The following is a 12,633-nucleotide window of genomic DNA, read 5'->3' on the forward strand; positions in this document are numbered from 1 at the left end:
CGTGTTGTGCCGGCTTTACTTCGCGGCCATCTGGCCGCCCGCGGCGCTGACCGGCACGATCCGGTTGTCGATGAACTGCGCCCACACATAGTCGCTCGCGCCCAGCGCGTCGGGCTGCTGCTCGCTGAACGGATGTACGTAGGTCTTGATCAGCCCGTCGTAGCGGTCGATTGCGTAGAAGCCCTTGCGGATCGCATCGCCGTCGGTGGAGCCGGCCTTGTCGATGGCGAGCGCGCTCAGATGCATCGCATCGTAGGCATTGGCGACGCCCACGGCGGGCGTGATGTCGTCGGCGCTCTTGATGTCGGGGTACTTCGCCTTGAGTTCGGCCACCACGCGCGCGCTGATCGGCGAGGTCGCGCCGAAGAAGCTATACGTCTGCACGAAATGCACGTTCTTTGCGTTCGGTCCCGCGAGTTCCGTGAAGCGGCCGCCCGCCGGGCCCCAGTGCGAGACGATCGGCACCTTCCAGCCCATGCGGTCGAGCGACTTCACCACCTGCGCCGAAGGCCCGACGTTGCCGACCATCAGCAAGGTATCGGCGCCCGCGGCCTTCAGGCGGCCGAGCTGCGGCGTGACGTCGACATCCGTCGCCTCGATCTTTTCGATGCCGGCCGGCTTCATGCCCTTGGCGGCCAGCGCCGCGACGATGCCCTTTTCGTTCGACTGGCCCCACGGATTGTTGACGAGCACGAGGCCGAGCTTCTTCGCGCCGAAAGCCTGCTGTGCGTGCGCGACCATCGCCACGTCCACCAGTTCGTCGACGGCGGACACGCGGAACGCGAAGTTCGGCTTCGCGCCGTTGTGCGTGATCTGCGTGCCCGCGGCCCACGGGTCCATGAACGGCACTTTCTCGTGATTGGCGAGCGGCACGATCGCCATCGAAACCGGCGTATCGAGGCCGCCGAACAGCACCGCCACCTTGTCCTTGTAGATCAGTTCGCGCGCGGCCAGCACGCCCTTGGCGGGATTGCCTTCGTCGTCGCGGCGCACGAGTTCGAGCTTGCGGCCGCCGAGCACGCCGCCGCTTGCGTTGATCTCGTCGATGGCGATGGTCATGCCGCGCGTGAGCGCTTCGCCCGCGCGCGCCGACTGGCCGGAGAGCGCGGTGACGAGGCCGATCTTGATGGTGTCGGCGGCATACGCGACGCCGCACGACAGCGCGGCAGCGGTGAGCGCAAGCGCGACGGCACTCGTCTTGAACCACTGGCGGCGCGGCGAGGAAGCGGGGCGGACGGCCTGGTGGGCGGCGTGACGTAGCGGCATGAGACGGTTCTCCAGTGAGTGTGACGGACGCGGGCGAGGCCGCGGATGCGTCGCTTCACGCAAGAGCTATGCCATTTCGTTCGCGATTGGAGCAGATAGTTGCCGACGCCAGTAAGCACAACGTGCGAACGATATGGAACGCCAATTGCATACGATCTGGCTATCAGATGGTTAACCATTTGTGGTGCGCCAAATCGGTTCGCGTTCGCACAACAGCGGTGCGCCGCGCGCGACGACAGGCACCACGACAGGCACCGCGTTATGGCTGCAAAGCGGTGCGCCCCATCGCCGACTGCAATCGCACACTACGCAAGGACACAATGAGCACAACCTTCATGGAAGCCGCGCCGATCGACGCGAACGCAACCCGGCGCGACGACCCGCGCTTCGGCGCGCTGCGCACGCACGGGCGCTTCGACTATCAGCCGATCGTCGCGCGCGATACGTATTGCTGGCCCAACGGCGCGCGCCTCGCGGTCTATCTCGGCTTCAATCTGGAGCACTTCGCGTTCGGCGAAGGGCTGGGCGCGAATCTCGGTCCGCTTTCGCCGCAACCGGACGTGCTCAATTACAGTTGGCGCGAATACGGCAATCGCGTGGGCGCGTGGCGTTGCCTCGATCTGTTCGACGATCTCGCGTTGCCCGCGGGCATCGTCATGAACACGGCGCTCCTCGATCATTGCCCGGAGTTGATCGCAGCCTGCGTGAAGCGCGGCGACGAACTGATCGCGCACGGCCATTCCAACGCGCACCGGCAGAGCGACTTCGAACGCGCGCACGAGCGCGATCTGATCGTGCATTGCCGCGCGCGTCTCGCGGCGCTCACGGGGCAGGCGCCGGCGGGCTGGCTGTCACCGTGGATTTCGGAGACGCTCGACACGCCCGATCTGCTCGCGCAGGCGGGGTATCGCTATACGCTCAACTGGTGTCACGACGACCGTCCCGTCCGCATGCGCACCGGACATGGGCCGCTGTGGTCGATTCCGTATCCGCAGGAAGTGAACGACATTCCGATGATCGTTGGACGTCATCTGGACGGCGCGGCGTTCGCGGACATGATCGTCGATCAGTTCGACGAGATGCTTACGCAGGCCACGCATCCCACGCGCGGGCAGCCGCTGGTGATGGGGATCGCGCTGCATCCTTATCTGGTCGGGCAACCGTATCGCCTGCGCCACCTCCGACGCGCGCTTGCGCACATCGCGCAGGCGGCGCGCGCGGGCACGATCTGGATGACGACGCCGGGCGCGATCAGCGCGCATATGGATGCGATCGAGGCAGCGACCGAAGCCTCGAGTGAAGGCGCAATCGGCAGCGATCTGGCGGCCACGATCCGCTAAACTGGCTCACGATTCCCTGACCCGTTATCCCTGCTTGCGCCGAACGCGTTGCACATCATGTCCACCAGCCGACCGACCCGACCTGACCGATCCCCTGCCGCGAAGAAAGCCGCCGCGAAGAAACCTGCCGTGCACGAAACGGGCGACGAAGCGCTCGCGAGCGCGCATGACGCCATGCAGACCGAAGCGGGTATCGAAACGCAGATGTACCGCACCATCGTGGATGGCGTGCTCGCGCATCGGCTCACGCCAGGCACGAAACTGCCTGAGCCGGAGCTGTGCCAGTTGTTCGATGTGGGCCGCGCGAGCGTGCGCCGCGTGCTCGAGAAGCTCGCGCATGATGGCATCGTCACGCTGCGGCCGAACAAGGGCGCGGTGATCGCCGAGCCTACGCCCGAGGAAACGCGCACGATTTTCGAAGCGCGCCGCGCACTCGAACGCGCGCTGGTCGAACTGGCGGTCGCGCGCGTGACCGATGCCGACCTCGCGCAATTGCGCAAGCAACTCGACGACGAACACGCGGCGATGCACCGCTTCGATCAGCCTTCATGGGCGCGTCTGGCGAGCGATTTTCATCTGCGCGTGGCGGCGCTTGCGGGCAATGCGGTGCTGCAACGCTATCTGGTCGAGCTGGTGTCGCGCTGCTCGTTGATTGTCGGGCTGTACGAGCCGCCGGGCTATGCGCCTTGCGAGCACGACGAACACGCGGCCATCGTCGAGTGCATTGCGCAGCGCGACGCCGAAGGCGCGATTGCGCGCATGCAGGCCCACCTCGTCGATCTGGAGCAGCGCATCGAGACCACCCGCATGCGTGGCGAAAAGAGCCTCGCCTCGCTGCTCGGGCTGGCTGAAACGAAAGTGGCCGGCGCGCGCAAATGATGCACGCGGCGCGCCGCCGCGAACCCAACAAACGCCCATGAAGGGGCGCAAAACGCCATGGAAATCGACTTCAACGAACTCACGGCTTACGAGCGTTACAAGCTGATGGCGGGGCTCATCGTGCCGCGGCCAATCGCACTCGTGACGACCCTGAGCCCGGGCGGCGTGATCAACGCTGCGCCGTTCTCGATGTTCAACATGGTCGGCGAAGAGCCGCCGATCGTGATGCTGTCCGTGAATCGCCGCGACGACGACTCGCTCAAGGACACCGCCGCGAATATTCTGCGCGAGCGCGAATTCGTGGTGCATCTGACCGACGAAGCGATCGCTGCAAAAATGCACGCTTGCGGCGAAAGCCTGCCTGCGTCGGAAAGCGAACTTGCGCACGCGGGGCTGACGTCAGTACCGTCGACGCGTGGCGGCCCGCCGCGTATCGCCGAAGCGCCGGTGGCGTTTGAATGCACGCTCTGGGAGACGCTCGAAACACCGAGCCGCCATATTTTCATCGGACGCGTGGAGCGGCTGCATGCGCGCGACGATCTGATCGACCGCGAGCGCTGCCGCGTGCGTTTGCAGCATTACTATCCGGTCGGGCGTTTCGGCGCGAGCTTTTATGTCGATACGCGCAACCGCTTTTCGATGGAAGTCAACGAGGGCACGACGACTACGGCGACTTCCGTGGACGAAATGTAATTCAGCGACGATGCCTGCCGGGAAACTTGAGAGCAGGGCGACTGCATCTAACCTGATGTCATTCGATGATATCGGCCGTTTCACTCAACACAACCCGGCAGCCTGATTCGACGCGATCGAACGCCAAAGTCATGCCATGCATGACGGCGACCGCATTCGCAAGACTGAGCCCAAGACCGTTTCCGGGCGTATGGCGGCTGGCTTCGCCACGATAAAAGCGGCGCAAGACGGCTTGATGCTCGGATTCGGGAATGCCCGGCCCGGTGTCGTGAACGGACAAATAAACGTGCCCCTCAAGACGGGCGAGGCCGATAACAACCGTCCCGCCGACTGGCGAAAATTTGATCGCATTCTCGATCAGATTGGCGAGCGCTTCGAACAATAAATTCGGATCGCCTTCAAGCACGAATTCACCGCTGTCTTCGATTTCGCATCGGTAATTCAGTTGCTTTTCTTCAGCCGATGCCTCGTAGTATTCGTACACGTCTTTCACAATGGCGGCGAGATCGACCGCGACGAACGACTGCCGACGCACGCCGCTTTCAATTTCCGAAATGCGTAGCAGAGCGTTGAAAGTGTGATGCATGCTTGTTGCGTCGACGAGCGTATTGTCCAGCGCCTGACGATAATCGTCGATCGTCCGGCCACGCCGTTGCGCGCGCTCGAGTCCGGCGATCATCGACGTCAGCGGTGTGCGCAAGTCGTGCGCAATCGCGTCGCACACGCCTTTTACTTCATTCATCAGGCGCTCGATTTCGTCGAGCATGCCGTTGACCACGCGTACCAGACTCTCAAGATCGTCGTGACGCCGATGCGTCGGCAGACGTTGCGAGAGGTCGCCGCCAACGATCTGTTTGATCGTTGCTGTGACCGCATCGAGTCGCCTAAGCGAGCCGAGTCCGATCAACGCCGCGCCGATCAAGCCAATCGCCAGCGCGATCATCGCGCCGATGAGCAGCACGTTGACAAGCCCGCTGTTGAAGCTGTCCAGTTCCAGCGCATTCTGGCATCGCAGGGCCATGCGATCGCCCGGCAGTTTCGCGGCAATACACCGGGCGGTCTGATTGATCGGTCCATCATGCAAGCGAATCGCGAATGGTTTTCCCACATATGGAATATCGCGAGGCAATGTCGTCAACGAACCGGCGATATAGCGCCCGTCATTGCCGAACAGGCCGTTCGGCCGTTGCTGGTCCGGATCGCTTTGACGCAGCACGTTGAACAGTGCGGACAAGCGTTCCGGCGAACTGCGTTGCATGGCGACATATTCCCGACCTAACCAGTCATCGACGCGTTGCGTTTCAAAACCGGTAATCGAAAAATACAGATAGGCAAATAGCGGCACCGAAATGCCGCCGAAGATGCCGAGGAACAGCACCGAAAGCCGAAAGCTCGTGGTGCGTCGAAGATCAATCAGGCGCACGAAGGACATAGCCGGAACCGCGAACGGTATGAATGATGGGCACCGATCCCGTTGGGTCGAGTTTTCTTCTCAGGCGGCTGATATGCACGTCGATCACATTGGTGCGCTCGCCGACACGGTAATTCCAGACCGCTTCGAACAGCATCGTGCGGCTGATCACCTGGCCTTCGCGACGAATCATATATTCGAGAATCCGGTATTCGCGCGGCAGCAATTCAACTTCCTTGCCTGCATACACGACGCTACGGCTCACCAGATCGACGTTCAGCGCTCCGACGCGATACGCCTGCTCCTGGCTGGCGGTTTGCGAGCGTCGCACCAGAGAATCGAGCCGTGCAGTCAGTTCGATATATTCAAAAGGCTTCACGAGATAATCGTCGCCGCCTGCGCGCAATCCCTTCACGCGTTCGTCGACCGTCGACAGGGCGCTGAGGATCAACACGGGCGTGGTCGATCCCGCCTCTCGCAGCGTGCCGAGCACGTCGAGCCCCTCCATGCCGCCGGGCAGCATCCGGTCGAGAATGATCGCATCCAGCTGGCGCGAAGTCGCCTGTGCGAGTCCATCCGCGCCGGTTGTCGCGGTTTCGACCGTATATCCGGCATCCTCCAGCGCGACCTGGATTTCGTGGCGTGTTTTCGCGTCGTCCTCGACGACGAGTACTGTTGGCATAGCGATAACTCTTCAAAAATTCAGCAGACAGGCCCCGGAAAGCCCCCTCAAACATTAAATAAAGTTCATTAAACGCGGTTCATCTCATTGATTTTGCGAAGGAATTGCCAAATCTGAATTTTTAAAGTATAAATACGAACCATTCTCATTTTAGCAGCGAGCAGGCCTCCATGACAGCCCGAGCCACGGCTCGCGACCAACGCGCCGGACGCACTGCCGGGCGCTGTCGTTGCGCATGTGTCGCTATGTCGACAGACAGGATGATTAGTATTCCTACTATAAATGGCGGTGCCTACACGGCGAGGATCGAGCAATATCCTCAAGCGTTGGCCGATCTGCATGCCGCGCCTCGCGCTGTGCTCTACGTCATGTGTGCGTCCGGATAAACATCTACCGCTGGGCCGATAGCCACTTTTCGTGCATACATGAGTGGACATCGCTTCAGTCTTTGCCGGATCAAATTAACTTCGATGTGTCGCCCCGTTCGAATGCCGCCGCATTCGATGGCGCAGCTTTGCGCATTACTTTCTCCTCTCTCCGCCATGAATCGATCTTCCCGCCAAATTCGTCGCGCCGCCTCGGTCCGGCAACGCTCCGCCTTGAAACGACGCCGCTCCATTGCGGTCGCGCTGACCGTGGTCGCTTATGGCGGTCTCGCCGATTCCCGCGCATGTGCGGCTGAGCCGGTCGCGGCTTCCAGTGCGCCTGCATCGGCGTCCGCTGCTGCGAGCGAGCCGGAAAAGGGCGCGACGCTTGCGCCCATCATGGTCAAGACGGCGAAAGAGCCGGCGGCGAGCCCTTACGCGCCGAAGACCGTGCAGACGGGCCAATATCGCGGACTCGATGCGCTCGACGTGCCGGCTACCGTGAGCGTCGTGACGAGCGATGTGTTGAAAGCACAAGCTGCAACGGGGCTCTACGACGCGCTGCGCAATGTGGCGGGCGTCACGCGCCAACAGTTGAGCGGCATTTCGTATGACCAGCTTTCGATTCGCGGTATTGCGCTCGACAATCGTCAGAGCTATTACCTCGACGGCGTGCTGCCGATCGACAACAACATCTGGATGCCGATGGAGGACAAGGAGCGCGTCGAAGTGCTGAAGGGCGCTTCGGCGTTGTATTACGGCTTCGCGGTGCCGGCCGGCATCGTCAATATGGTGATGAAACGCGCGGGCGATACGCCGGTGACGTCGGCGTCGATGCTGGTCGATTCGCACGGCTCGGTGGGCGCGCATGTCGATATTGCGCGACGCTTTGGTGCGGATAAACAGTTTGGCATTCGCGTCAACGCCATGGCAGAGCACGTCGAGACGCCGATCAGCGGCGACCGCGGCTATCGCATGTTCGAAAGCGTTGCGCTCGACTGGAAGCCGACGAACCGCTTGACGTTCAAGTACGACCTCGAGCACATCGATCAGCGTGTGGTCGAGCAGGCCGGGATTACACCGCTTACCGCCGTCAATGGCGTTATCACGCTGCCCTCGCTACCCGACGCGTCGAAATTGCTGGTGCCGAATGACAAGCCCACGACATCGACTGCGATCGCACAGATCCTGCGCGCCGACTATCTCATCAACGACAACTGGAGCGCGAACGTTTCGATTGGTCAGTCGATCACGCAACGCAATCGCTGGCTGTGGATTTTCCAGAAGTACAACGTCGATACGGGCACAGGCCAATTGCAGGGCAGCAAGCAGAATGGTCAGTTCTATGAAAACAAGAACGTGCGCGCGGAAATCAACGGCCTCTTCAACACCGGGCCTTTCACGCACGACGTCACGTTCGGCGTCAACGAAAACTGGTTATTCCAGCCGAATTTCACGACGTACTATTACACCGCGACGCAGAACCTGTATGAGCCGATCAGTATCACCAGTTTGACGGCGGGCTCGTCGAAGGCCTTTTACGCACAGCACATCAGCAATCAGGGTGTGTATCTTTTCGATCGCATTGGCCTGACGAAGAACCTCGATTTTACGGCGGGCGTGCGTTATTCGTCGTATCACGCTACGCAGGCGTATACCGTCACGCAGGATGTGAATCACACGTCGCCTTCAGCGAGCATCGTGTACAAGATCACGCCGAAAACGAGCGTTTACGCGAGCTATATCGAAGGGTTGGAGTCGGCCGGTAGCGCCCCGGCGACGGCGACAAACGCGTATCAGGTCCTGCCGGCGGCGGTGAGCAAACAGGTGGAAGTGGGCGTGAGGCATCGATTCAACAATGGCGCGCTCGCGTCGATCGCCGCGTTCCAGATTCGTCAGCCGTCCGCGAGCGCGGATGCTGACGGCGTCTACGCGCTGAATGGCGTGGGTCGCTATCGCGGCATCGAGTTCTCGTATCAGGGCGATATCACGCGCGATCTTTCGATCGTCACGACGGGCATGTGGCTCGATGCGACGCTCGTCGACAGCACCGATTCCACGACGCTCGGCAAGCGACCGGAAAATACGCCGCGTTATACCGGCAGCGTATTTCTGAATTATCGCGTACCGCATCTCTATGGATTCTCGATCAACGGCGGCGCCTATTTCGTCGGTCAGCGTCCGATCAACGACGCGAATCAGGCATATATCCCGGGCTACACGCTGTTCTCTGCGGGCGCTCGCTACGAGACGAGTCTGTTTGGGCGGCACGCCACATTCCAGTTGAACGTCGAGAATGCGTTCAACAAACACTACTGGGCGTCGGCGGGATCGAGCCAATTGGGCATCGGGCTCGAGCGGACGATTTCTCTGACCTCGACATTCGACTTCTGATAGGACGGCGACCATGAATGTGAATTTTCCATTGAGTTCGGACCGCGCTGTTGCGCGCACATCGCGTCGTGTGCTGCGGCGCGCCGCCTCGCTATTGACCGCGTTGATCGCATTCAGCGCCGCGGGAATGGCTAGCGCCGCTGCGCCCCATGCAACGGGCGCGAGCGGCGACGCGGTCACGGCCAACAAACATGTGCTTTACGTTACTCGACTGGATCATCGCGATCGTGAAGAGGACGATAAGGTGATCGCGCATCTGGAGCAACGCGGGATGATCGTCAAACTGGTCAACGAAGACGCGCCGGTTTCGGCTGCGAAGGGCGAAGACCTCGTCATCATTTCGTCAGTGGTGAGTGCGCGCGATATGGTCGGAACGCCGTTTCGCGATGTCGCGGTGCCCATTTTGACGTGGGAATCGGATCTGTTCGATTCGCTGCGCTTCACCGGTCAGAAGAAAGGCGAGGACTTCGGCGAGGTCGCGAAGGAGCATTACGTGAATGTGGTGAATGCGCCGAGTCCGCTCGCAGGCGGCGTGCCGGCGGGTAAGCGTTGGGTTTATCCGCGCGACGATGAAATGGGTTGGGGCAAACCGGGGCCGGGCGCCACAATCATTGCGACGATCGCCGGCGAGCCGACGCATGCCGTGGTGTTCGCGTACGAGAAGGGCGCAACGATGGATTACGATTTCATTGCACCCGCACGCCGCGTTGCACTGTTTCTTGGCAACCGGTCATTCGAGAAACTCAGCGCGGACGGCAACGCTATTTTCGATGCGGCTGTGAACTGGGCCGTCAGTTCATCGGCCGAGGCGGAGTGTCCGTAAGCAGGTCATCGTGCCGCGATCGCGCGGGGAACGTCCGAGGCGGGTCGTGCGTGAAATCGAGCACGCGTGTTTCCCGCCTCATTAGCCGCGCTCTGCGAGCGCGCTATTCCATTGTCCGTCTTTCACGATATCCATCACCGCCGCCATATGCGAAGACGCCGACATCTTCACGATGCTCGGATAAAACGCAGCGAATGTGGACGAGATGGGAAACACGCGGCAATGCTTCCATTTTTCCTGATCGACCTCCGAGGCCGGCAGGATACTCGCGCAATCGAGCCCGGTCTCGATCCAGTCGAGAATAACCGACGGCTGCGATACCGACATGACCGCCTTCAGTTCGCCACTCGCGCGTTCGAGCCGGTCTTTCACCAGTTCATAAATCCCCGGACCTTCACCGCGACGCAACAGCATCAGCGGAAATTTCGCGATTTCGCACAGCGATAGTGCACGATCGGGAAGATCTTTTGCCAGCGTGGGTGTCATGACCGCGACGGCGCTTATCGGCTGGAAATTGAGGCAGTCGTAGCCACTCGGGTTCGACGGTTTCTGGATCAGCGCGACGTCGATCAGCCCGTTGCGCAACAGCATTTCGATGTAGCTGGAGTCGGAGACCGTGAGGCGAATGTGAATGTCGGGGTGACGGTGGTGGATTTCCAGAATCAGTGATTGAAAGAAGCGCTGGTAGAGATGGGATACGCCGATACGGAGTGTCTGCGTTTCCGTCTTCGAGATGATGATGGTTTCGCGCGTGGCGTTGTCCACGCTCTGAAGAATCTCGCAGGCCCGGCGGTAGAGATGTAGCCCGGCGGGCGTGGCCTCGATGTGCCGGATGCCCCGCAAAAACAGCAGCGCCCCAATTTCCTCTTCCAGCTCGCTGAGCCGCTTGCTGAGCGCGGGCTGAGCGATATTCAAGAATCGTGCTGCCTTTGAAACATTTCCCTGCTCAATAACGGCACAGAAATAACGCAATCGCTTTAGGTCCATATTCCCTCCGCGGCCGATTCTAACAAATTGGGATCAGCAATTTCTGATTCGAATCAAATTCATCGGGCATATATTTTTTTGCTTAATGTGCCATATCGAAACGGTAATTTTGGCATCGGCCGTTGTTGCCTATATTGGCTCCGGGATAAAAATTTGGCTTACGAAACGTTCCACGAAGCAATCGAATCGATCGCCACGCCGGACGAAACGCCTGTGCAGACAGGCCTTTCTCCTGGCAGCGGGCGCCATGGGAACCGTGTGAATAAAGCGTCGAGCCAAAAGGAAATAAATATTGCGTAATGAAAATCAGGTGTGGTTAATCGTCGCATTTCTGAATGGGGAAGTGCAGAAGCGAAGAGCGTAAAGGTAGCGACGAATGAGTGTGACGAAACAATCAGGCGCCGCAATTCGATTTCAAGATTTAAATGGAGGACTGGCATGATGCGCCAGCGAATCATTGTCGGTATCAGTGGGGCTACGGGGTTTCAGTACGGCGTCAAGGCGCTGCAGTTACTGCGCGGCATGAATGTGGAAGTGCACATGGTCATGTCGCGTGGCGCCGAATTGACGCGCGAGCTGGAAACCGACTATTCCCGCGAGGAAGTTCTGGAACTTGCCGACGTCGTCCACCCGATCACCAATCTCGGCGCTTCGATCTCCAGCGGCTCGTTTCGGACCGTGGGCATGCTGGTCGCGCCCTGTTCAATGCGCTCGCTCGCGTCGATCGCGTCAGCGCAATCCGACAACCTGCTGACCCGCGCCGCCGACGTGGTGCTGAAAGAGCGCCGCCGTCTTGTGCTGCTGGCGCGCGAAACGCCGCTGAACCTCGCGCACATCGACAACATGCGTCGCGTCACGGAAATGGGCGGCATTATTTTTCCGCCTACGCCGGCGCTCTATCAGCGACCCACGACGGTGGATCAGATTCTGACCCACACCGTGGGGCGCGCGCTCGATCTATTTGGACTTGAAGTACCCGATTTGCCTCGCTGGGGTGAATCACACGCTTGAGTGGTCAACAACAAAGCTGATAACTGAAATTTACTTGGGGTAAAGAACATGCTGATTGGTCCATATTTCAACGGGTCGGCCGTGGTTGTCGGTGGTTGCGCGGGTGCGTTTTTGGGCACGCGGCTGTCCGAGCGTCTGCGTCTCGCATTGCCGCAGACGTTCGGTCTCGCGTCGATGGGGCTGGGCATCACGCTGATCATCAAGGTCAAGTTCATGCCGGCCGTCGTGCTCGCATTGATTCTGGGCGCAGCCATCGGTGAAATCATCTATCTGGAGAAGTTCATCGGCAAACTGGCCGGTTCGACGCGAGGCGTGATCGACCGCTATTTACCGTCGAATTCAGGACTGGGACAAGCCGAATTTACCGAGCGATTCGTGGCCATTCTCGTCTTGTTCTGCGCGAGCGGAACCGGGATTTTCGGCGCGATGCACGAAGGGATGACCGGCGACCCGTCGATTCTCTACATCAAGACGATTCTTGACCTGTTCACGTCTGCGATTTTTGCAACGGCACTCGGCTATGCCGTGGCATCGATCGCGATTCCGCAACTTGTGATTCAGCTCTTGCTGGCCGCACTCGCTGCGATGATTCTGCCGATGACGACGCCGGACATGATGGCGGACTTCTCGGCGGTCGGCGGCTTGATCATGCTGGCCACGGGCTTCCGTATCTGCGGCGTCAAGGCATTCCCGGTCGCGAACATGATTCCCGCGCTTGTGATTGTCATGCCGATTTCGCATCTGTGGGCGCACTTCGTGCACTAGGCACCGAATGCGCTTCG

General features: G+C 60.4%; 11 protein-coding genes. 7 read left to right on the forward strand and 4 right to left on the reverse strand.

Features of this window, described 5'->3' with window-relative positions:
• Positions 1-15: 15 nt before the first annotated feature.
• On the reverse strand, positions 16-1,266 hold the full coding sequence (locus tag SB764_RS23355; RefSeq protein ID WP_080180504.1) for an ABC transporter substrate-binding protein: 1,251 nt from the start codon (positions 1,264-1,266) through the stop codon (positions 16-18).
• 320 nt (positions 1,267-1,586) lie between these two features.
• On the opposite strand from SB764_RS23355, the gene SB764_RS23360 reads away from it, so the two are divergent.
• The 3 genes from SB764_RS23360 to SB764_RS23370 all read left to right on the forward strand — a co-directional run bounded on the left by SB764_RS23360 (position 1,587) and on the right by SB764_RS23370 (position 4,178).
• Positions 1,587-2,606, forward strand: coding sequence for a polysaccharide deacetylase family protein (locus SB764_RS23360; protein WP_082991731.1), 1,020 nt, complete (start codon positions 1,587-1,589; stop codon positions 2,604-2,606).
• Between the two features lie 174 nt (positions 2,607-2,780).
• Positions 2,781-3,485, forward strand: coding sequence for a GntR family transcriptional regulator (locus SB764_RS23365; protein ID WP_065058596.1), 705 nt, complete (start codon positions 2,781-2,783; stop codon positions 3,483-3,485).
• Positions 3,486-3,542: 57 nt separating this feature from the next.
• Complete coding sequence (locus tag SB764_RS23370; protein ID WP_065058438.1) at positions 3,543-4,178, forward strand: flavin reductase family protein; 636 nt, start codon at positions 3,543-3,545, stop codon at positions 4,176-4,178.
• A 58-nt stretch (positions 4,179-4,236) separates the two neighbouring features.
• Here the strand turns inward: SB764_RS23370 and SB764_RS23375 are convergent, their stop codons facing one another.
• Both SB764_RS23375 and SB764_RS23380 read right to left on the reverse strand, forming a co-directional pair.
• On the reverse strand, positions 4,237-5,610 hold the full coding sequence (locus tag SB764_RS23375) for a sensor histidine kinase (RefSeq protein WP_110327405.1): 1,374 nt from the start codon (positions 5,608-5,610) through the stop codon (positions 4,237-4,239).
• Positions 5,588-6,271, reverse strand: a complete 684-nt coding sequence (locus SB764_RS23380) for a response regulator transcription factor (RefSeq protein ID WP_410865066.1) — start codon at positions 6,269-6,271, stop codon at positions 5,588-5,590. Before SB764_RS23380 ends, SB764_RS23375 begins: the two co-directional genes overlap by 23 nt.
• Before the next feature lie 599 nt (positions 6,272-6,870).
• On the opposite strand from SB764_RS23380, the gene SB764_RS23385 reads away from it, so the two are divergent.
• Both SB764_RS23385 and SB764_RS23390 read left to right on the forward strand, forming a co-directional pair.
• Positions 6,871-9,030, forward strand: a complete 2,160-nt coding sequence (locus SB764_RS23385; protein WP_234774646.1) for a TonB-dependent siderophore receptor — start codon at positions 6,871-6,873, stop codon at positions 9,028-9,030.
• Positions 9,031-9,124: 94 nt separating this feature from the next.
• Positions 9,125-9,853, forward strand: coding sequence for a hypothetical protein (locus SB764_RS23390; protein WP_410865068.1), 729 nt, complete (start codon positions 9,125-9,127; stop codon positions 9,851-9,853).
• A gap of 81 nt (positions 9,854-9,934) precedes the next feature.
• Here SB764_RS23390 and SB764_RS23395 read toward each other — a convergent pair whose 3' ends face one another.
• Positions 9,935-10,840, reverse strand: coding sequence for a LysR family transcriptional regulator (locus SB764_RS23395; protein WP_065058443.1), 906 nt, complete (start codon positions 10,838-10,840; stop codon positions 9,935-9,937).
• A gap of 438 nt (positions 10,841-11,278) precedes the next feature.
• Between SB764_RS23395 and SB764_RS23400 the strand changes: the two genes are divergently transcribed.
• Together SB764_RS23400 and SB764_RS23405 are read left to right on the forward strand one after the other, a co-directional pair.
• Entirely contained in the window at positions 11,279-11,851 is a 573-nt protein-coding gene (locus tag SB764_RS23400; RefSeq protein WP_074983620.1) for a UbiX family flavin prenyltransferase, read from the forward strand.
• A gap of 48 nt (positions 11,852-11,899) precedes the next feature.
• Positions 11,900-12,616 (forward strand): DUF554 domain-containing protein, encoded by a 717-nt coding sequence (locus SB764_RS23405; RefSeq protein WP_074983622.1) that lies wholly within the window; start codon positions 11,900-11,902, stop codon positions 12,614-12,616.
• Positions 12,617-12,633 lie beyond the last annotated feature (17 nt).

Source organism: Paraburkholderia sp. SIMBA_027, from assembly GCF_046535315.1.
Taxonomy (GTDB): domain Bacteria; phylum Pseudomonadota; class Gammaproteobacteria; order Burkholderiales; family Burkholderiaceae; genus Paraburkholderia; species Paraburkholderia tropica.